The 20,952-nt window shown below is 55.1% G+C and carries 20 protein-coding genes; 10 read left to right on the top strand and 10 right to left on the bottom strand.

Going from position 1 to position 20,952, the window contains the following annotated elements; translation table 11 throughout:
• Positions 1–93: 93 nt before the first annotated feature.
• Positions 94–1,779 carry an alpha,alpha-trehalase gene (locus tag QLG09_RS09660; protein ID WP_047955757.1) on the top strand — a complete coding sequence of 562 codons (1,686 nt, stop codon included), beginning with the start codon at positions 94–96 and terminating at the stop codon, positions 1,777–1,779.
• A 72-nt stretch (positions 1,780–1,851) separates the two neighbouring features.
• On the opposite strand, the gene QLG09_RS09655 is transcribed toward QLG09_RS09660, so the two are convergent.
• Both QLG09_RS09655 and QLG09_RS09650 read right to left on the bottom strand, forming a co-directional pair.
• On the bottom strand, positions 1,852–3,954 hold the full coding sequence (locus QLG09_RS09655) for a TonB-dependent siderophore receptor (RefSeq protein WP_104440065.1): 2,103 nt from the start codon (positions 3,952–3,954) through the stop codon (positions 1,852–1,854).
• Between the two features lie 111 nt (positions 3,955–4,065).
• Complete coding sequence (locus tag QLG09_RS09650) at positions 4,066–4,320, bottom strand: GlsB/YeaQ/YmgE family stress response membrane protein (RefSeq protein WP_010432765.1); 255 nt, start codon at positions 4,318–4,320, stop codon at positions 4,066–4,068.
• A 207-nt stretch (positions 4,321–4,527) separates the two neighbouring features.
• Here QLG09_RS09650 and QLG09_RS09645 point away from each other — a divergent pair, with 207 nt between their 5' ends.
• Positions 4,528–5,259: a flagellar brake protein gene (locus QLG09_RS09645; protein WP_020883443.1), complete on the top strand. Its 732-nt coding sequence runs from the start codon at positions 4,528–4,530 to the stop codon at positions 5,257–5,259.
• Positions 5,260–5,296: 37 nt separating this feature from the next.
• On the opposite strand, the gene emtA is transcribed toward QLG09_RS09645, so the two are convergent.
• The gene (gene emtA, locus QLG09_RS09640) at positions 5,297–5,908 is read right to left on the bottom strand and encodes a membrane-bound lytic murein transglycosylase EmtA (RefSeq protein ID WP_014170571.1); all 612 of its coding nucleotides are present in this window, start codon (positions 5,906–5,908) and stop codon (positions 5,297–5,299) included.
• Between the two features lie 107 nt (positions 5,909–6,015).
• On the opposite strand from emtA, the gene ldcA reads away from it, so the two are divergent.
• Positions 6,016–6,930: a muramoyltetrapeptide carboxypeptidase gene (ldcA, locus tag QLG09_RS09635; RefSeq protein WP_063435151.1), complete on the top strand. Its 915-nt coding sequence runs from the start codon at positions 6,016–6,018 to the stop codon at positions 6,928–6,930.
• A 96-nt stretch (positions 6,931–7,026) separates the two neighbouring features.
• Positions 7,027–8,760 carry a potassium/proton antiporter gene (locus QLG09_RS09630; protein ID WP_014170573.1) on the top strand — a complete coding sequence of 578 codons (1,734 nt, stop codon included), beginning with the start codon at positions 7,027–7,029 and terminating at the stop codon, positions 8,758–8,760.
• A 60-nt stretch (positions 8,761–8,820) separates the two neighbouring features.
• Here the strand turns inward: QLG09_RS09630 and dadX are convergent, their stop codons facing one another.
• Positions 8,821–9,891: a catabolic alanine racemase DadX gene (gene dadX, locus QLG09_RS09625; RefSeq protein WP_025203876.1), complete on the bottom strand. Its 1,071-nt coding sequence runs from the start codon at positions 9,889–9,891 to the stop codon at positions 8,821–8,823.
• A 9-nt stretch (positions 9,892–9,900) separates the two neighbouring features.
• The gene (locus QLG09_RS09620; RefSeq protein ID WP_020883441.1) at positions 9,901–11,199 is read right to left on the bottom strand and encodes a D-amino acid dehydrogenase; all 1,299 of its coding nucleotides are present in this window, start codon (positions 11,197–11,199) and stop codon (positions 9,901–9,903) included.
• Positions 11,200–11,520: 321 nt separating this feature from the next.
• Here QLG09_RS09620 and QLG09_RS09615 point away from each other — a divergent pair, with 321 nt between their 5' ends.
• On the top strand, positions 11,521–13,053 hold the full coding sequence (locus QLG09_RS09615) for a SpoVR family protein (protein ID WP_020883440.1): 1,533 nt from the start codon (positions 11,521–11,523) through the stop codon (positions 13,051–13,053).
• Positions 13,054–13,120: 67 nt separating this feature from the next.
• Here the strand turns inward: QLG09_RS09615 and fadR are convergent, their stop codons facing one another.
• A complete protein-coding gene (fadR, locus tag QLG09_RS09610; protein WP_025203875.1) occupies positions 13,121–13,840 on the bottom strand; it encodes a fatty acid metabolism transcriptional regulator FadR in 720 nt (239 codons plus the stop codon).
• 201 nt (positions 13,841–14,041) lie between these two features.
• Between fadR and nhaB the strand changes: the two genes are divergently transcribed.
• Together nhaB and dsbB are read left to right on the top strand one after the other, a co-directional pair.
• Positions 14,042–15,580, top strand: coding sequence for a Na(+)/H(+) antiporter NhaB (nhaB, locus tag QLG09_RS09605; protein WP_020883438.1), 1,539 nt, complete (start codon positions 14,042–14,044; stop codon positions 15,578–15,580).
• 143 nt (positions 15,581–15,723) lie between these two features.
• Complete coding sequence (gene dsbB / locus QLG09_RS09600) at positions 15,724–16,254, top strand: disulfide bond formation protein DsbB (RefSeq protein WP_020883437.1); 531 nt, start codon at positions 15,724–15,726, stop codon at positions 16,252–16,254.
• A 27-nt stretch (positions 16,255–16,281) separates the two neighbouring features.
• Here the strand turns inward: dsbB and QLG09_RS09595 are convergent, their stop codons facing one another.
• From QLG09_RS09595 to QLG09_RS09585, 3 genes are all read right to left on the bottom strand, one after another.
• Entirely contained in the window at positions 16,282–16,725 is a 444-nt protein-coding gene (locus tag QLG09_RS09595) for a YcgN family cysteine cluster protein (protein WP_020883436.1), read from the bottom strand.
• 93 nt (positions 16,726–16,818) lie between these two features.
• Positions 16,819–17,478: a fumarylacetoacetate hydrolase family protein gene (locus QLG09_RS09590; RefSeq protein ID WP_049023862.1), complete on the bottom strand. Its 660-nt coding sequence runs from the start codon at positions 17,476–17,478 to the stop codon at positions 16,819–16,821.
• Between the two features lie 47 nt (positions 17,479–17,525).
• Positions 17,526–17,801, bottom strand: coding sequence for a YcgL domain-containing protein (locus tag QLG09_RS09585; RefSeq protein WP_020883434.1), 276 nt, complete (start codon positions 17,799–17,801; stop codon positions 17,526–17,528).
• Positions 17,802–17,925: 124 nt separating this feature from the next.
• Here QLG09_RS09585 and minC point away from each other — a divergent pair, with 124 nt between their 5' ends.
• Genes minC through minE form a run of 3 tightly spaced genes read left to right on the top strand, consistent with a single transcriptional unit; the run spans position 17,926 to position 19,742 of the window.
• Complete coding sequence (gene minC, locus QLG09_RS09580) at positions 17,926–18,633, top strand: septum site-determining protein MinC (RefSeq protein WP_020883433.1); 708 nt, start codon at positions 17,926–17,928, stop codon at positions 18,631–18,633.
• A gap of 23 nt (positions 18,634–18,656) precedes the next feature.
• Positions 18,657–19,469: a septum site-determining protein MinD gene (gene minD / locus QLG09_RS09575; RefSeq protein ID WP_014170584.1), complete on the top strand. Its 813-nt coding sequence runs from the start codon at positions 18,657–18,659 to the stop codon at positions 19,467–19,469.
• 3 nt (positions 19,470–19,472) lie between these two features.
• Positions 19,473–19,742: a cell division topological specificity factor MinE gene (gene minE / locus QLG09_RS09570; protein ID WP_008500504.1), complete on the top strand. Its 270-nt coding sequence runs from the start codon at positions 19,473–19,475 to the stop codon at positions 19,740–19,742.
• Between the two features lie 78 nt (positions 19,743–19,820).
• Here the strand turns inward: minE and rnd are convergent, their stop codons facing one another.
• Positions 19,821–20,936, bottom strand: a complete 1,116-nt coding sequence (rnd, locus tag QLG09_RS09565) for a ribonuclease D (RefSeq protein ID WP_123266851.1) — start codon at positions 20,934–20,936, stop codon at positions 19,821–19,823.
• Between the last annotated feature and the right edge of the window lie 16 nt (positions 20,937–20,952).

Genomic DNA, 20,952 nt, shown 5'->3' with positions numbered 1-20,952 from the left:
TATTCGACACGCGAAGCGGCCAATATTCGTCTAAGGTTTTCAGGTGATTGATAACAGCGGCAACGCTGCTCAGCGAATACAGGAGATGAACCGATGATAAGACCTCGTACACTACGCCCTGCTCTTTTGCACCTGGCTTTGGGCGGCGCGTTACTCGGTGTGACAACATGGGGTTATGCGGAAGAACAACTCACCACCCAGACAAGCTCCCCCGATATTTTACTTGGTCCTCTCTTTAATGATGTGCAAAGTGCCAAACTGTTTCCCGATCAAAAGACCTTTGCTGACGCCGTGCCAAAAAGCGATCCGCTGATGATTCTGGCGGATTATCGTATGCAGCGCACCCAGTCTGGCTTCGATCTGAAGCACTTTGTGGAAATGAACTTTACGCTGCCAGCGGAGGGTGAAAAATACGTCCCGCCTGCCGGGCAAACTTTACGTGCACACATTGATGACCTGTGGCCCGTACTGACCCGCACCACCGATAAAGCGAGTAATAAGTGGGATTCCCTTCTGCCGCTGCCTAAACCCTATGTCGTGCCTGGCGGACGTTTTCGCGAGGTCTACTACTGGGACAGTTATTTCACCATGTTAGGGCTGGCTGAGAGTGGCCACTGGGACAAAATCAGCGATATGGTGGACAACTTCGCTTACGAGCTGGACAGCTGGGGACATATCCCGAACGGCAACCGCAGCTACTACCTGAGCCGCTCCCAGCCTCCGTTCTTCGCGCTGATGGTCGAGTTACTGGCGACCCATGACAGCGATGCGCTGAAGAAATACCGTCCGCAAATGGAGAAAGAGTACGCCTACTGGATGGAGGGGGCCGACACGCTGCAGGCCGGACAAGCCAACAAACGTGTGGTGAAGCTGGACGATGGCTCAGTGCTCAACCGCTACTGGGATGACCGCGATACGCCGCGTCCTGAATCCTGGCTCGACGATATGACCACCGCTAAAAGCAATCCTAACCGACCGGCCACGGAGATCTACCGCGATTTACGCTCAGCGGCCGCCTCGGGCTGGGACTTTAGCTCCCGCTGGATGGACGATCCGCAAAAACTGGGCACGATCCGCACCACCAGCATTGTGCCTGTCGATCTTAACGCCCTGATGTTTAAGATGGAAAAATTGCTGGCCAGGGCAAGCCAGGCATCCGGCGATACCTCCGCTGCCAGCAAGTATGACGCGCTGGCGACCGCGCGTCAGAAAGCGATCGAGAGCCATCTGTGGAATGATAAAGAGGGCTGGTACGCGGATTACGATCTTAAGAGCAAAAAGGTGCGTAATCAGCTTACGGCAGCCGCACTTTATCCGCTCTATGTGAAGGCGGCTTCGCAGGATCGCGCTGATAAGGTCGCTGCAGCGGCATCGTCACGCCTGCTCAAACCGGGCGGCATTTCCACCACCACCATCAACAGCGGCCAGCAGTGGGATGCACCTAACGGCTGGGCACCGTTGCAGTGGGTGGCGACAGAGGGGTTGCAGAATTACGGGCAGGATAAGGTGGCAATGGACGTGACCTGGCGCTTCCTGAAAAATGTTCAGCATACCTATGACCGCGAACAGAAGCTGGTAGAAAAGTATGACGTTTCGAGTACCGGTACAGGGGGCGGCGGCGGTGAATATCCGCTGCAGGATGGCTTCGGCTGGAGCAACGGCGTGACGCTGAAAATGCTGGATCTGGTCTGTCCGAAAGAGAAACCGTGCGACAGCGTGCCAGAGAATCAGCCGGCGGCAAACGATGCTGTCGCACCGGCGAAAAGTACGGCGCAATAAAACGGCCGCATTCCCTCACCCTCTCCCACCAGGAGAGGGTGAATGGGCCGTCTTACGGGGTTTAACAGGGCGTCAGAAGCTGTAGCTCGCACCTAACTGATAGGTTCGGTCACGTCCAATCCAGCAGTTGGTCGCATCGTAACAGGTCAGCGTCTCTTTATTGGTGATGTTCTGCGCGCTCGCTTTCAGGGTCAGCCCTTCAAGCGAAGGCAGAATTTCACCCATCCGATAGGATGCCGCCAGATCGTACTGCGTGGTGCCACCGAGTTTACCCGCGTCGTTCGCCGGTGAAATCTCCATCGGCCCGGTGTAGCGCGCCCCGGCCCCCAGCATCAATCCTTTCAGTGGCGTATTCTCAAAGGTGTAATCCCCCCACAGGTTGAATGCATTTTCCGGCACCTGCGTAGGGCGTTTGCCCTGATACTTATCGTCCTGCGTATTGATGGCGTGAGTGTATGCGTAGTTGGCAATCAGGTTCAGATTGTCTGTCGGACGGCCAATCACAGACAACTCCGCCCCTTTAGACTCCACTTCGCCGGTCTGACGATAGTTCAGGAAACCGGGATCGGAGGTGACGACATTTTTCTGGCGAATACTAAACACCGAGGCGGTAAAGGTGGTGGCGTACTCTGCCAGCAGATATTTCACCCCGCCCTCCACCTGCTTGCTGGTGGTCGGCTTGACCTCTTTCGCCGTCAGGGTTCCCTGCGGCGAGACCGGGGCAAACCCTTCTGAATAGCTGATAAACGGAGAGAGACCGTTGTCGAAGGCGTAGAGCGCGCCCAGTCGTTTGGTAACGCGATCCTGCGATACCCACGCCTTGTCGCCGTTATGCAGATAATCGGTGGTGACGGAGCGATAATCATCATAGCGCAGGCTGCCCAACAGATTTAAGCCGCCAAACTCCACCTGATCCTGCAGGTAATACCCATTCTGCTGATAGCTCAGACGGTTTTTCTGCGCGGTATACAGTCCCAGCGCATCCTCATGGACCTGTGAATAGTCCGGATTGCGCATATCAATCCCCGGTGTTGTCGAGGCATAGCGGTAGTGGAAGTGGGAATTCAGCTTCTGGTAATCAAACCCGGCCAGCAGATGGTGTTTCCACTCACCCAGCGCAACGGTTTTGGTCACCTGATTATCAATGTTGACGCTCCGGAGATCTTCATCCGTGGTGTAGGCAAAGCGGTTAAGCTGATTGACTTCACTGCCCGGCCCGGTTGCATAAATACTGCGCTGGTGGGTATCAATGTCAAAATAGCGCGCCTTCTGGTTAAAGCCCCAGCCGCTGTCAAACTCATGTTCAAAGCTGTAACCCAGCATCCACTGGCGCTGTTTAAACCCGCTCCATTCGTCGCCGGCATAATCTCGCTTGCCCGCATATTTCGAACGCAGCCAGGCGAGCGGCAGCGGGTTAGACGGCGTCAGGCTTGGAGAGTTTTGCGCCAGCGCATCAAGGGTGAGGCGCGTTTTGTTGTCCGGTTGCCAGGTGACAGACGGCGCAACCAGGTAGTTTTCATACCGGGAGGTGTGCGGCTGATCGTCACTCTCCGTCGCTTTCCCCAGCAGACGGTAGTTCCAGTCGCTATTGGCAATTTGCCCGGTCGAATCCAGATACCCCTCTTTCAGGTTGCGGTTGCCGGTGTTAAAACCCAGTTCGGTCCGTGCGGCTTGTTGCGGTTTTTTACTCTGAATATTCACCAGCCCACCCGGCGAGGCTCCGCCGTACAGTACCGATGAGGGACCTTTGAGGATATCAACGCTTTCAACCAACAGCGGATCGATGCGGGCTTTGGTATTGCCGGTGACGTTATAGGGTAACTGCAGCCCGTTGTAGAACTCCTGATCGACGGTAAATCCGCGAATTTTATATTCGCTCATGTAGGAGGTGTTTCCGCGCACCTCGGTCGACACACCCGGTGCATAGCGCAGGATCTCATTCACGGAGTTCGCGTGACGTTTATCGATTTCCTGTGCCGACAGGGTATTGATCACCTGCGGGGTTTTACTCTCGGCAACGGCTGATTTTGTTGCGCTGTTCGTCCAGTCGGGCAGTACGCTGCCCTGCTCTGAGCCCGTGACTACGATGGTTGATTCTTCGGCAAACGCCTGGACCTGCAATGCCAGCGTCACGGCTCCTGCCAACGCGCATAACGTGAAACGAGAGGGGTTCATAAAGTCGTCTTGTGATTAAATGTAATCAGGAACGACAATTATTATCATTTCGATTAGCAAATCAATATGCACGTAAAAAAACGGCCCTCCTTGAGAGCCGTTTTAGTGAAGTTATGCCCGTCGCAGTAACCTGAAAATGCCCAGCACCACAATGGCACCCACGACAGCCACCAGGAAACTGTGCAGGTCAAAACCGCTGATGCTGCCACCAAAGCCAAACATCGTCGCCAGCCAGCCGCCTACAACCGCCCCCACGACACCGAGCACACACGTCAGTATGAAGCCGCCGCCATCATTTCCCGGCATGATAAGTTTAGCGATAGCGCCAGCAATTAGACCAAAGATAATCCAGGCGATAATACCCATAGCGATGCCCTCTTGCAGGTTTAATGCATGCGCAGAAAACCTTCTGCGCAGGTAACTTAAGTATAGGTCATCCCTGGAAAACTAATTTCATCTCACCGACTTATCTTCTCTGCAATCTGAAAAAAAACTCATCGGTTTGTATTAAGTTTCATTGTGCAGTGCCGATAACGCAAAGACAGTCTGTCATCTATCAAGGAGCCATCCGGCGTGAGTAATTACAGTGAGCAGTTCCTCAAGCAAAATCCGCTGGCTGTATTAGGGGTATTGCGTGACCTGCAAAAAGGTGAAGTGCCGCTGCGCATCAGCTGGTCAAACAATCAGTTCATCAGCAAGATCCTCGACGTCTCGCAGGAGCGACTGGTTATCGATCTGGGCAGTCAGGAGTATGAAAACCGCGCCGCACTGAAAGCAGAGAAACTCGCGGTGATGGCAGAGACCCACGGTGCAAAAGTGGAATTTGTGCTCCCGCGCCTCGAAATGAGCGAATACCAGGGTCTTCCCGCGTTTGTCACACCGCTGCCTGCCAACCTGTGGTTTGTGCAGCGCCGGGAATATTTCCGCATCAGCGCCCCCCTTCACCCTGCCTATTTTTGTAAGGCTAAAATGCCGGACAAAAAAGAGCTCCGCTTCCGCCTCTTCGACCTGTCGCTGGGCGGTATGGGCGCGCTGATGGATACGCCGAAACCTGACGGACTGGTCGAAGGCATGCGATTCTCGCAAATTGAACTGGATATGGCCGGCTGGGGACGGTTTTATTTTGATGCCCAGTTGATTGCCATCAGCGAGCGTAAGGTGGTGGACAGCAAAAACGAAACGATTACCACGCCGCGTCTGAGTTTTCGCTTCCTGAACGTCGGACCCGGTTCAGAGCGCGAACTGCAGCGCATTATCTTTGCACTGGAGCGCGAAGCACGGGAACGTGCGAATAAAGTTCTGTGAGGAAAACGGGCAGCGTGACCGCCGCCCGCCTGCGGCATTACATGGCATCCATCGCTTTCTGTACTTTCCAGATGTAACGCGGAGCCTGTGGTGCCGGATGATTTTTCGCCACATGTTCAACGAATTCATCTTTGTCCATGCCGTTAATCTCTTCTATCGCCTCTTTACGGTCAGAGGAGAAGGTTCGCAACAGCGCCCCGGCCCCGTTGACGTAAGAGACCACCAGCGCGTATTGCATCACTTCCGGGTCGTCGATGCCCTTCAGTACGCCATGCTCCAGAATGCTGAGATAGGCTGTCCCCATGGAGATATTACGCTCCGGGTTCTTCAGCTCGCTGGTCGACGGCTGACCGCTCCAGCCCATGTAGCGGTAGACCTCTTTACCTGCGGTAGACGCTTTAAGCTGCATCAGCCCCACTGCGTTTGATTTGCTGACAAGCGTGGGATTACCGCCGGATTCAACGGCAATGATCGCGGTGATAAGACGCGGACTGACGCCCCATGCCTTCCCGGCTTGCTCGCTGATCGGCATCCACTGCATGGCCCGTTTCACCGGCACTTCCGGGTTCCAGGGCGGATTTTGATAGTCATGTCTGGAACTACAGCCCGCAAGCAACACAATCAAAAAAGCAAACCATCTCAATTTCACGTCATCTATCCTTATAGCCGGTCATCGCAGTGCGCCGCCCCTTGAAGCGGGCAGCGTATAAGCGGCATGATATAGACAATTAGTTTCTCATTCAGCAAGGAATTGCCATGTCTCAGTTTCATCTTATCGCACCGTCGGGCTACTGCATCAATCAGGACGCGGCACAACGGGGCGTTCAGCGCTTACTGGGCTTCGGCCACCAGGTAGAAAATCAGACGATTATCCCTCGCCGCCAGCAGCGTTTTGCCGGCACCGAGGCCCAGAGACTGAATGATATCAACAGCCTGGTGAACCTGAAGGGTGAGGATCGGATCGTGCTTGCGGTGCGGGGGGGCTATGGCGCGAGCCGGTTACTGGAGAGCATTGACTGGCAAGGTCTGGCACAGCGTCAACAGCAGGACCCGCTGCTGATATGCGGCCACAGCGACTTCACGGTGATCCAGCTTGGGCTGCTGGCGCTGCATAACGTCATTACCTTCAGCAGCCCGATGCTGGCCGGAAATTTTGGTGCGCCGGCGCTCGATGCGTTTACCCTTGAGCATTTCTGGCGCGCCCTGCGAAACCCAACCTACAGCATAACGTGGCAAGGCCAGGGGCCGTACTGGGCCTGTGAAGGCCAACTCTGGGGCGGTAACCTGGCAATGCTGGTCTCGCTCATCGGTACGCCGTGGCTGCCGGACATCGAAGACGGCATTCTGGTGCTGGAAGATATTAACGAACATCCGTTCCGCGTCGAGCGCATGTTATTGCAGCTTTATCATGCCGGGATCCTTGAACGTCAGTCAGCAATCGTGCTGGGCAGTTTTAGCGGTGCGGCACCCAATGATTACGACGCCGGTTACTCTCTTGAAACGATGGTTGATTTCATCCGTTCCCGTCTCGATATCCCGGTTATCACTGGTCTGGATTTTGGCCATGAGCAACAAACCGTAACCCTTGCGCTGGGGGCACATGCGTCCCTGATACATGATGATTCAGGCAGTCGGTTAACAATAAGCGGTCATCCGGTCATAAAGGCATAAAAAAGCCGTTAAACCCCTTAATAAAACGCTGTTGCCGTGGTTAATATGTTAGGGTTTTAGTAACAGCGTTAACATTGAGGTGGGAGTAAGACAACATTGGATGCCGCAGCGATAATCAGCCTTTTCATTCTGGGTTCTGTGCTTGTAACCTGTAGTATATTATTAAGTTCATTTTCATCGCGTCTCGGCATACCTATTCTCGTTATTTTCCTTGCTATCGGCATGCTGGCTGGCATCGATGGCATCGGCGGTATCCCTTTCGATAACTACCCTTTCGCCTACATGGTGAGTAACCTCGCGCTGGCAGTGATCCTGCTGGACGGCGGGATGCGCACTCAGGCGAGCTCGTTCCGCGTCGCCTTAGGGCCGGCGCTGTCGCTCGCGACCGTAGGCGTATTAATCACATCCGGCCTGACCGGGATGATGGCCGCCTGGCTGTTCCATCTCAATATCATGGAAGGCTTGCTGATTGGCGCTATTGTCGGTTCAACCGATGCGGCGGCGGTCTTTTCCCTGCTTGGCGGTAAAGGGCTTAACGAACGTGTTGGCTCCACGCTTGAGATTGAATCCGGCAGTAACGATCCCATGGCGGTGTTTCTCACCATCACGCTGATTGAGATGATCCAGCAGCACGAAAGCGGGCTGAGCTGGATGTTTGCCTGGCATATCCTGCAGCAGTTTGGTCTGGGGATTATTCTTGGCCTCGGCGGCGGCTATCTCCTGCAGCAGATGATCAACCGGATTTCACTTCCCGCCGGGCTTTACCCTCTGCTGGCGCTGAGCGGCGGCATTCTGATTTTTGCCGTCACCACCGCACTGGATGGCAGCGGCATTCTTGCCGTCTACCTCTGTGGCTTCCTGATGGGTAACCGCCCTATTCGCAACCGTCACGCCATTTTGCAGAACTTCGACGGACTGGCCTGGCTGGCGCAGATTGGCATGTTCCTGGTACTTGGCCTGCTGGTTACCCCTTCAGACCTGCTGCCTATCGCCGTGCCGGCGCTGATGCTGTCGGCGTGGATGATCTTCTTCGCCCGTCCACTGTCGGTGTTTGCAGGCCTGCTGCCGTTTCGCGGCTTTAACCTGCGCGAGCGTATCTTTATCAGTTGGGTGGGTCTGCGCGGCGCGGTGCCGATTATCCTTGCCGTGTTCCCGATGATGGCGGGCCTGGATAACGCCCGACTGTTCTTCAACGTCGCATTCTTCGTTGTTTTGATTTCACTCCTGTTCCAGGGCACGTCACTCGGCTGGGCGGCGAAAAAGGCAAAAGTGGTGATCCCCCCCGTTGGCTGGCCCGTCTCCCGCGTCGGATTGGATATTCATCCGGAAAACCCGTGGGAACAGTTTGTGTATCAGCTTAGCGAAGACAAATGGTGCGTGGGCGCGTCGCTACGCGATCTGCATATGCCCGCCGAAACGCGGATTGCCGCGTTGTTCCGCGACAATGTTCTGCTTCACCCTACCGGCAGCACCCGTCTGCGTGAAGGGGATATTTTGTGCGTGATTGGCCGCGAGCGCGACCTGCCCGCGCTGGGTAAATTGTTCAGCCAGTCGCCACCGGTGGCGCTGGATCAGCGTTTCTTCGGCGATTTTATTCTGGAAGCGAGCGCCAAATTTGCAGATGTTGCCTTGATTTACGGTCTGGATGAAGGGCTGGAGTATCGCGATAAGCAGCAAACGCTGGGGGAAATTATCCAGCAACTGCTTGGCGCAGCACCTGTTGTCGGCGACCAGGTCGAGTTTGCCGGGATGATCTGGACGGTGGCCGAGAAAGAAGATAACGCGGTACGCAAAGTCGGCGTAAGGCCGATGGAAGAAGAGTCAGAGTAGTTTAGGTTTCGTGTCTTACTGGCCGGGGAAGGCGTTATCGCCCCCCGGCACATCGCATAGTTACACCGTCACAACCGGTACGCGCGGCGCCAGAGCGCACATCAGCTCATAGCCAACGGTCCCTGCAGCAGCGGCCACATCGTCAATTTTAATTTCATTTCCCCACAGCTCAACCGGTGAACCAATCCCCGCCTGCGGGCACGGCGTGAGGTCTACCGCCAGCATATCCATTGAGACCGTCCCCACGGTACCCGTGCGAACGCCATCCACCCACACCGGCGTGCCGGTCGGAGCGATACGCGGGTAGCCGTCGGCATAGCCTCCCGCCACAATGCCAATTCGCTGTTCGCCTGTCGCCCGGTAACGGCTGCCGTAGCCCACCGTGGAACCGGCCTTCAGCGTTTGTACGCCGATGATTTCGCTGCGCAGGGTCATCACCGGTTTCAGGCCGCTGTTGGCAATATCCTGCCACTGCCCTGACGGTGACGCGCCGTACAGAATGATCCCCGGGCGTACCCAGCTGTAGTGCGCCTCCGGGTGCCACAGCGTGGCCGCCGAGTTAGAGAGCGAGCGCGAACACGCCAGACCTTCAGCCGCCTGCTCAATCCGCACCATCGCCTCGGCGATGCCATCGGGTTTTTCCGCGTCGGCAAAGTGCGCCATCAGCGTCATTTCGCCCACATTCTTGATGCCGCGCAGCTGTTGCCATACCGTATGTACCCGCTCGGGCTGGAAGCCCAGGCGGTTCATGCCGCTGTTCACCTTGAGATAAATGTCGAGCGGGGCATGCAGTCTGGCGTCCTGCAGGGCTTTAACCTGCCAGTTGCTGTGAATGCTGGTGGTCAGCCGGTACTTATCCAGCAACGGCAGATCGTCGGCATGGAAGAACCCTTCCAGCAATAAGATAGGGCCTTTCCAGCCGCGCTCGCGCAGCAAAATGGCCTCTTCCAGATTCAGTAACGCAAAACCGTCGGTCGCGCTGAGCGCGCTCCAGATGCGGTCAATACCGTGGCCGTAGGCGTTCGCTTTCACCACCGACCAGACGCGTGAACCTGGCGCAGCACGGCGAACAATCTGCAGGTTATCCTTCAGGGCCTGCAAGTCCAGCTGAGCCAGAACAGGACGGGACATGACAACTCCTTAGTTATGCGCGCCGTGCAGGTGCTGTGGACGCGAGGGGGTGAACCCAGATTGATAGCGCGCGGCACTTAAATCGTCAAACGGAATTGCCGGGGTGCGCCCGGAAATCAAGTCGCTCAACAGCTGACCTGAGCCACAGGCCATTGTCCAGCCGAGGGTGCCGTGTCCGGTATTCGTCCACAGGTTTTTGAACGGGGTGCGGCCCACAATCGGCGTGCCGTCTGGCGTCATTGGACGCAGACCGGTCCAGAACGTGGCCTGCTCGACAAAACCGCCGCGTGGGAAGAGATCGCCCACGACCATCTCCAGCGTTTCACGACGCGGCTGCAGCAGCTCGGTGTTGAAGCCGACAATCTCCGCCATGCCGCCTACGCGGATACGGTTGTCGAAGCGGGTAATGGCGATTTTATAGGTTTCATCCAGAATGGTGGAGACGGGTGCACCGCTGTCCTCTTTCACCGGGATGGTCAGGGAGTACCCCTTCAGCGGATAGACCGGAATGTCCAGAATACCCTTCAGCATGGCGGTGGAGTAAGAGCCAAAGGCCATGACGTAGGCATCCGCTTTGATCACCTCTTCGCCGCACTTCACGCCGTAAATATTACCGCCTTCCGACAGCAATTTATCGACGGGCGTGTTAAAGCGGAATGTTACCCCTGCCTGCTCGCACATCTGCGCCAGACGCTGGGTAAAGAGCTGACAGTCGCCGGTTTCATCGTTGGGTAAACGCAGGCCGCCCGTCAGTTTGTGGGACACCTCCGCCAGCGCCGGTTCAACCTGCCCCAGCTGACTGGCCTCGAGGAGTTGATACGGAACACCGGCATCTTCCAGCACGGCGATATCGCGGGTGGCGTTTTCGTACTGTTGCGCCGTGCGGAACAGCTGCAGCGTACCGCCCTGACGGCCTTCGTACTCGATGCCTGTGGTGGCGCGCAAGGTTTTCAGGCAGTCACGGCTGTATTCCGCCAGACGCACCATACGCCCTTTGTTTTCCATGTAATGGCGGGTGTCGCAGTTGCGCAGCATCTGCCACATCCACTTAAGCTGGAACTGCGTGCCGTCGAGGCTAATGGCCAGCGGCGCATGGCGCTGGAACATCCATTTAATCGCCTTCAGTGGCACACCGGGAGCCGCCCACGGTGCCGCATAGCCCGGAGAGATTTGCCCGGCATTCGCCGCGCTGGTTTCCAGCGCAGGGCCTGGCTCACGATCGATAACGGTAACGTCATGCCCCGCCTGACTTAAATACCAGGCGCTGGTTACGCCAACCACACCACTTCCCAGTATGACAACACGCATAGCCACTCCATAATGTGCAAAAGAACAATCTTCTAATTACAGATTGATAACCTAGTTGAAAATATTATTCAACATACGACTTTTTTATGGTGACTTATCTCACATCTTCCCCTGCTGGCGGGGAAAGGACTTATTTGGGATCTCCTGCTGCGCGTTATTTTTAACCAGCATAAAACTCTGCGTGAACCGCTTTTTTTACCGTATTGAAAACGGGAAATCGTAAAGAAAAAATTTCTGCTCCAGCACGCTTTTTAACACGTTGATCTATGCTTGAAAGGAGGCTCTCCAGACAGAGAGAGCACCCACAACGAGGGCGCGCTAATGGCTACTATTGATTCCCTGAACAAGGACAACACACGTCTCAGCGATGGACCCGACTGGACCTTTGAGTTGCTGGATGTCTACCTCGCTGAAATCGACCGGGTAGCAAAACTCTATCGCCTGGATACCTATCCTCACCAGATTGAAGTCATAACCTCCGAACAGATGATGGATGCCTATTCCAGCGTCGGGATGCCGATCAATTATCCGCACTGGTCGTTTGGTAAAAAATTTATTGAAACGGAACGGCTGTATAAACACGGCCAGCAGGGGCTGGCGTATGAAATCGTCATCAACTCCAACCCGTGTATCGCTTACCTGATGGAAGAGAACACCATTACCATGCAGGCGCTGGTGATGGCGCATGCCTGCTACGGGCACAACTCTTTCTTCAAGAATAACTATCTTTTCCGCAGCTGGACGGACGCCAGCTCGATCGTCGATTACCTGATCTTCGCCCGTAAATACATTACCGACTGCGAAGAGCGCTACGGCGTCGATGAAGTGGAGAAACTGCTCGACTCCTGCCATGCGCTGATGAACTACGGCGTAGACCGCTACAAACGACCGCAGAAAATTTCCCTGCAGGAGGAGAAAGCCCGGCAGAAAAGCCGCGAGGAGTATCTGCAAAGCCAGGTGAATATGCTGTGGCGCACCTTGCCTAAGCGTGAAGAAGAGAAAGCTGTCGCTGAGGCGCGCCGCTACCCGTCTGAGCCACAGGAAAACCTGCTCTACTTTATGGAGAAGAACGCGCCGCTGCTGGAGTCATGGCAGCGTGAGATCCTGCGCATTGTGCGTAAGGTCAGCCAGTACTTCTATCCGCAAAAACAGACGCAGGTGATGAACGAAGGCTGGGCGACATTCTGGCATTACACCATCCTCAACCATCTGTATGACGAGGGGAAAGTCACCGAACGGTTTATGATGGAATTCCTCCACAGCCATACCAACGTGGTGTTCCAGCCGCCTTACAACAGCCCGTGGTACAGCGGCATCAACCCGTATGCCCTCGGCTTTGCGATGTTCCAGGATATCAAACGTATCTGTCAGTCGCCAACGGAAGAGGACAAATACTGGTTCCCGGATATTGCCGGTTCGGACTGGCTGGAAACGCTGCATTTTGCGATGCGCGATTTCAAGGATGAGAGCTTTATTAGCCAGTTTATGTCGCCGAAGATCATGCGCGATTTCCGCTTCTTCACCGTGCTGGATGATGACCGTAACAACTTCCTGGAAATTTCAGCGATTCATAACGAAGAGGGATACCGGGAGATCCGCTCTCGCCTCTCTTCCCAGTACAACCTGAGCAATCTTGAACCCAATATTCAGGTATGGAACGTGGATCTCCGCGGTGACCGCTCTCTGACGCTGCGCTACATCCCGCACAACCGTGCCCCGCTGGATAAAGGGCGCAAAGAGGTGCTGAAGCATGTGCATCGCCTGTGGGGCTTTGACGTGTTGCTGGAGCAGCAGAATGAAGACGGTAGCGTGGAGCTGCTGGAGCGCTGCCCGACGCGGATGAATACGCTGTAGTGCCGGCCTGAACCGAAACGCCCGCGTCAGGGCGAAAAAAAACCTCTCAGCTGAGAGGTTTTTTCTTTTAGCGGGTCTGGATGGCCAGGTCACCCGGCAGCGTTTTTTGCATCCGGTGCCAGATTTCACCGGAGTCGCGACCGTAGCGGCGCACGGTTTCATACACCTGATCGTGCTGACCGGTGGAACAGAGCTCGCTCAGCTTGTGGTAAAAGCCCAGCGCCAGACTGCGGGCTTCCGGATTGGCAAAGTAGTGACGACCGATACGGGTATAGAGCCCTTTCATGCCGTTAAGGATGAGGCCGTAAATCGGGTTACCGGAGGCAAACGCCAGGCCGCGGAAGATGTTGTAATCAAGGGTGGCAAACGCATCCGCATGATCTTCCACCTGGTTGGCACTGGCCAGAACCTGGAGCGCATCTTCCGGGTGCTGACGGAAAGCCGTACGAATAAAGATGGTAGCGATATTGGTACGCACGGAGAGCAGATTATCAATCAGCTGCGGCACGCTTTCATGATCGAGGCGCGCCAGCGTTTCAAGAATATTCAGCCCGGAGGTTTCCCAGAAATTGTTTACTTTTGTTGGCTTGCCATGCTGAATCGTCAACCACCCATCACGCGCCAGTCGCTGGAGCACTTCCCGAAGCGTGGTGCGAGTGACGCCAATCAGTTCAGAGAGTTCGCGTTCAGCCGGAAGAATGGACCCTGCAGGGAAACGATTATTCCAGATGCTTTCAATGATGTACTCTTCCGCGAAACCCGCCGGGCTCTGCGCCTTAATGACCATAGTGAGATTTCCATTACACAGCTTTAGCAAATTGCACTCATCATACCAGAGGCTCGCAGAGGCAGATAGCGCAGCAGTGAGAGAAAAGAGGGATCGCCGTTTCATTTTTATGAAATTTACATTGCAGCCGAATCCCCCTCCAGGCCGTGATTTTTGCGTATACTGATGTTTTGTTTTACTTCACGGGGAAGAACGTCTGTCGTGGAAATTTCTTTTGGGCGCGCGTTATGGCGCAATTTTTTAGGCCAGTCTCCCGACTGGTACAAGCTGATACTTCTGGTGTTCCTGGTTGTTAATCCTCTCATCTTTATTGTGCACCCGTTTATTGCCGGGTGGCTGCTGGTCGCGGAGTTTATCTTCACCCTGGCCATGGCGCTGAAGTGCTATCCCCTGCTGCCTGGCGGTTTGCTGGCCATTGAAGCGGTTGTCATTGGGATGACCAGCGCCGAGCATGTAAAAGCAGAACTGGCCTCAAACCTTGAAGTGCTTCTGCTGCTGATGTTTATGGTGGCCGGCATCTACTTTATGAAACAGCTGCTGCTGTTTATTTTTACCCGCCTGCTGCTGAGCATTCCTTCAAAAACGCTCCTGTCGCTGGCTTTCTGCGTGGCTGCGGCATTTCTTTCAGCCTTCCTGGATGCGCTGACGGTGGTCGCCGTGGTGATAAGCGTCGCGGTCGGGTTTTATGGTATTTATCACCGGGTGGCCTCTTCACGTCCCGGCGATGACCTGCTTGATGACAGCCAGGTCGATAATGACCACCGCGAGGTGCTGGAACAGTTCCGCGCCTTCCTGCGTAGCCTGATGATGCATGCCGGCGTCGGGACCGCCCTGGGCGGCGTGATGACGATGGTGGGTGAACCGCAAAACCTGATTATTGCTAAAGCTGCGGGCTGGCATTTTGGTGATTTCTTCCTGCGAATGGCACCGGTGAGCATACCGGTTCTGGTGTGCGGTCTGGCGACCTGTGTGGTGGTGGAGAAATTCAGCCTCTTTGGCTATGGTGCGCACATTCCGGCGCCCGTGCGTCAGGAGCTGCAGAAATTCGACCAACAAAGCCGTAGCCAGCGGACGCGTCAGGAGACGCTGCGTCTTATTGCACAGGGCGTCATTGGCGTCTGGCTTATCGCCGCGCTGGCGTTTCATCTTGCCGAAGTCGGTTTAATTGGCCTGTCGGTGATTATTCTCGCCACCAGTTTTACCGGCGTGACGGATGAGCATGCGATCGGCAAAGCCTTTACGGAAGCCCTGCCCTTTACCGCCCTGCTGGCCGTCTTTTTTGCGGTCGTCGCGGTGATCATCGACCAGAAACTTTTCGCGCCGATCATTACCTTTGTCTTGCAGGCGGCACCGGATGCTCAGCTTTCGCTGTTTTATCTGTTTAACGGGCTACTGTCGTCTATCTCGGATAACGTGTTTGTTGGCACGGTCTACATCAACGAGGCCAAAACGGCCATGGAGCAAGGCGTCATCAGCGCCGGACAGTTCGAACTGCTGGCGGTGGCAATTAACACCGGGACCAACCTGCCGTCGGTGGCGACGCCCAACGGTCAGGCAGCGTTTCTGTTCCTGCTGACCTCTGCGCTGGCTCCACTCATACGTCTTTCTTATGGGCGAATGGTCTGGATGGCGCTTCCCTATACGCTGGTGCTCACGCTTGTAGGATTGCTTTGCGTCAAAATTACCCTTATTCCCTGTACGCAATGGTTGATACAAGCGGGTATACTTGCCGCGCAGTAAACCTGATATATCGGGCAGCTTGCTGCCCGTTTACCTTTTCGCACGATAAACATCCAATTACGTTTTATTTCGTCAGGTACAGGTGGCGCGAAAAACGAATTCGTTTACACTGCGCTTTCTAAGCATGTTCCAGGGAAATGATTATGTTGAGATTTTTAAACCAGTGCTCTCGCGGTCGCGGAGCGTGGTTGTTAATGGCCCTGACCGCCTTTGCGCTGGAAATGGTCGCACTGTGGTTCCAGCATGTGATGGGACTTCAGCCTTGCGTACTCTGTATTTACGAACGCTGTGCATTGTTCGGCATTATGGGTGCGGGTCTGGTGGGCGCGATTGCCCCTAAATCGCCGTTACGCTATGCCGCAATTGCCATCTGGCTGTACAGCGCCTGGAAAGGTATTGAGCTCTCCTGGCAGCACACCATGATGCAGCTGCATCCGTCCCCCTTTATGACCTGTGATTTCGCCGCCCGCTTCCCGAGCTGGCTGCCGCTTGATAAGTGGCTGCCGCAGGTGTTTGTTGCTTCCGGTGACTGCTCTGTGCGCCAGTGGGAATTCCTGAGCCTTGAGATGCCGCAGTGGCTGGTGGGGATTTTTGTGGCCTACTTCATTGTGGCGCTGCTGGTGCTCATCGCACAGCCGTTCAAACCCAAGAAACGCGACCTGTTTGGCAGGTAAAAAAAACCCGCCTCGGCGGGTTTTTTCTTATCCACGGTTGGGATGATTCATGATGTGATCTTCCCAGTCCTGCACCTCTGACTCTTTCACCGCAATATGACGCACAGAGATGCGTTCACCGTGCATCGCCGCTTTGGAGCCCGTCAGCAGCGGGTGCCATTTTGGCAGGTCTTTGCCTTCCGCCAGCAGACGATAGGCGCAGGTATGCGGCAGCCATTCGAAGGTAGGCAGGTTCTCACGGGTTAGCTTGATGCAATCCGGCTCGTACTCGAAGCGACGCTCATAGTTGCGACACTGGCAGGTTTTGATGTTCAGCTGCTTGCAGGCAACATTGGTGAAATAGATTTCGTCCGAATCTTCATCCATCAGTTTATGCAGGCAGCACTGCCCGCAACCGTCACACAACGATTCCCACTCCACGTCTGTCATTTGGTCGAGAGTTTTGCTTTGCCAGAAAGGAATGTTGTTCATCAGGATGTCCACACGTCAAAAGAGAGCGCACCTTATAACGAGTCTGGCACGTTGTTGCAAGTTTTGCCGCCCTCTTCAGGCGGCAAGATGCTTTTACAGCACGCGAGTTTTCAGTGACAGGCCGTTAAAACTGACGTCCAGTTCGTCACCGGCCTGCAGCGGGCCGACACCTTCTGGCGTACCGGTGAGGATCACATCGCCCGGTTTCAGGGTAAAGAAGCGGCTCATGTAGGCAATCAGCGGCACAATTTTATGGATCATATCTGCCGTGGTGCCCTGCTGGCGGATCTCGCCGTTAACCTTCAGGCTGAGCGGGGTGTTCTGCGGATCGTTGGTAAATTCACTTACCGGAATAAAACCGGAAATCGGGCAAGCGTTATCAAACCCTTTGGCCTTTTCCCACGGCTGCCCCGCTTTCTTCATTTTGCCCTGAACATCACGCAGGGTCAGGTCGAGCGCGACACCGTATCCGGCAATCGCCTTTTGCACATGCTCTTCGGAGGCCTGACGCAGCGTCGCGCCAATCAGCACGGCCAGCTCCACTTCATGATGCACCGACCCCAACCCCTGCGGCAGCGCCAGCGGCTGGCGAATGTCGCACAGCGCGGTTTCTGGCTTGATGAACAGGACCGGCTCGTCTGGCGTCGCGCTGCCCATCTCCTGAATATGTTTGGCATAGTTACTGCCTACGCAGACCACTTTGCTGACGGGATAATCCAGTAATGCACCTTGCCAGTTATGATGTTGATACATGTACGACCCCTAAACGGTTGATGTGTTAACCCCGAAAACAGCCGGGACTATTTTTTCCCGTTCACCTCAAGATGCTGTTTTAATAAATTCTCGGGTGGTGGCGGGAGCTGTAAATAATAGCCTTGCTCCGCTAATGCGGTTTTCACTTTTTCCAGATCGGCGTTGACCAGTTTCTTACGGCCATCCAGCGGCAGCAGCATCGCCAACTGAGGTCGGCCAAAGTTCTTCATTAATTCTTCAGGTACGCGCGAAAAATCGTCTTTCTTTTCGACATAAAGATAGGTCTGGTCACGACTTGTACTTCTGTAGATCACACAAAACATGTTTTTACTCTGAATTAATGGGTGGTTGCTTGCCTCAATATACTCCTGACTATAACATGCCTGATACTCTTCGGAATATCGCAACGGCGGTGTTGCGGTTAATAGCAAATTGAGTAAGGCCAGGATGTCAAACACGCCAATCGAGCTTAAAGGCAGTAGCTTCACCTTATCAGTGGTACATTTGCATGATGCAAAACCCGAGGTTATTCGTCAGGCGTTAGAAGACAAAATTGCGCAGGCTCCCGCTTTTCTGAAACATGCCCCCGTCGTCGTGAATGTCAGTGGTCTGGATGCACCGGTTAACTGGAAACTTCTCCAGCAAGCCGTGGCCGCGACCGGGCTGCGTATCGTCGGTATCAGCGGCTGCAAAGATGCTGAGCTGAAAGCAGAAATTGACCGGGCGGGTCTGCCCATTCTGACCGAAGGCAAAGAAAAAGCCGCGCGTCCTGCCCCTGCGGCAGTCCAAACGCCTCCTCCTCCGGTGCAAAACGTTACACCTGTCACAAAAACGCGATTGATTGATGTGCCGGTTCGTTCCGGTCAGCGCATTTATGCACCAAACTGTGATCTGATTGTTACAAGCCACGTCAGCGCTGGCGCAGAGCTGATTGCAGATGGCAATATTCACGTATACGGTATGATGCGTGGGCGTGCACTCGCGGGTGCAAGTGGTGACAGGGATGCGCAAATATTTTGTACTCATCTGACGGCGGAACTGGTGTCCATCGCAGGTGAATATTGGCTGAGCGACAAGATCCCAGCCGAATTTTATGGCAAAGCGGCTCGTCTGCGACTGGCAGACGACGCGTTGACCGTTCAACCGTTGAATTGATCCCTTTTTAACAAGGAATTTCTATGGCACGCATTATTGTTGTTACTTCGGGTAAAGGAGGCGTTGGCAAGACCACCTCCAGCGCGGCCATCGCTACTGGTTTGGCCCAGAAGGGAAAGAAAACCGTCGTTATCGATTTCGATATCGGTCTGCGTAACCTCGACCTGATCATGGGATGTGAACGTCGCGTGGTCTATGACTTCGTGAACGTCATTCAGGGCGACGCCACACTGAACCAGGCGCTGATTAAAGACAAGCGCACCGAAAACCTCTACATCCTTCCGGCTTCTCAGACGCGTGATAAAGACGCCCTGACCCGCGAAGGCGTGGAAAAGGTGCTCGACGAGCTGAAAAAAATGGAGTTCGACTTCGTTGTCTGTGACTCCCCTGCCGGCATCGAAACGGGCGCCCTGATGGCACTCTACTTCGCTGATGAAGCCATCATCACCACCAACCCTGAAGTCTCATCCGTGCGTGACTCAGACCGTATTCTGGGGATCCTCGCCTCCAAATCGCGTCGTGCGGAAAATGGCGAAGAACCCATTAAAGAGCACCTGCTGCTGACCCGCTATAACCCGGGTCGCGTGAACAAAGGTGACATGCTTAGCATGGAAGACGTGCTGGAGATCCTGCGCATCAAACTGGTCGGCGTGATCCCGGAAGATCAATCCGTATTGCGCGCCTCTAACCAGGGCGAGCCAGTGATCCTGGATACAATGGCAGATGCAGGTAAAGCGTACGCGGATACCGTTGACCGTCTGCTGGGAGAAGAACGTCCTTTCCGCTTCATTGAAGAAGAGAAGAAAGGTTTCCTCAAACGCCTGTTCGGAGGATAAGTTATGGCATTACTGGACTTTTTTCTCTCGCGGAAAAAGAACACCGCCAACATCGCAAAAGAACGACTGCAAATCATCGTTGCGGAGCGTCGTCGTAGTGACGCCGAGCCACACTACCTGCCGCAGCTGCGTAAGGACATCCTGGAAGTGATCTGTAAGTATGTGCAGATTGACCCGGAGATGGTCACGGTGCAGCTGGAGCAAAAAGACGGGGATATTTCGATTCTGGAGTTGAACGTTACGCTCCCGGAAGCCGAAGAGTCACGTCCGTAGTTCGGGATTGTGTATCCCCGGTAAGCGTATGCCGCCGGGGAAATGTGCCGGGCATGTCAGCATGACCCGGCATTTTCATTATCGCGGATAACCTTCCAGCACCGTATTCAGGCGATCGGCCATCAATTCCCCGCGCCAGCCCGCCATCATTTCCGGCAAACCATTCTGAGGTTTCAGCTTCCAGTGCCAGTTCAGCAGCTGGTTAATCTGACGGCGTGACGCCAGCAGTTCCGCGCCCAGTTTGCTTTGCGTCGCGACGTCCTGCACCAGCGCTTTGATATCCTTGAACGCCTTGCGATAGCCCGGCATATCCATCAGATTCAGCAGTGGCTCCGGCAGTGCTTCGTCCGGCATTTCCTGCGCTTTTGCCACCAGCGCAAGCAGGGTTTTACCGTGGAAACGGATCTCGCTGCCGGAAAGCCCGATGCTGTCCAGTTCGCCCATGCTGCCCGGCATATACCGCGCGACCGCCCAGAGGTGTTCTTCGCGTACCACAAAGTTAACGGCCAGATCGCGCTCGCGTGCTTTACGCAAACGCCAGTCCGCTAACAGCTGCAGACACGCCAGCTGACGCGTACGCAGCTGCCAGGCGTTACTGATATCGCGCCAGGCCTCTTTCGGATCAACCACTTCCTGACGACGCTGCTGCGTCATTCGGCACTCATCCAGCGCGGCGGGCAACCAGCCTGACGCTTCCGCCTCTTTCATCAGCTGGCCAGCGATCGGCAGGAGGTAAAACACGTCTGCCGCCGCGTATTCCAGTTGACGCTCGGTTAATGGGCGTGCCAGCCAGTCGGTGCGGGATTCGCTTTTATCCAGCGTCAGGCCCGTATACTCCTCAACCATGGCGGCAAAGCCCCATGAGAGCGGTCGATTACTGAAGGCCGCGAGGATCTGTGTATCAATCAACGGTTGTGGCATGACGCCAAAAGTATTCAGAAAGACTTCCAGATCTTCACTGCCTGCGTGCAGGTATTTTGTTACCGCAGTATCGAGCAGCAGGTCACGCATCGGCGTCCAGTCGGTAATGCCGAGCGGGTCGATCAGCGACACGTGTTTACCGTCGTACATCTGAATCAACCCCAGCTGCGGATAGTAGGTCCGGGTGCGGACAAACTCGGTATCCAGGGCAATGGCAGGAAAGTCGCGCGTCACTTCGCACAGCGAAGCCAGCTCGTCGTTGGTCGTGATCATCTGGTAATTCAAAACG

Source organism: Enterobacter sp. V89_11, assembly GCF_029967775.1.
Lineage (GTDB): Bacteria > Pseudomonadota > Gammaproteobacteria > Enterobacterales > Enterobacteriaceae > Enterobacter > Enterobacter ludwigii.
Note: the sequence above shows the minus strand (reverse complement) of the source record. Positions and strands in the feature narration are given on the sequence as shown.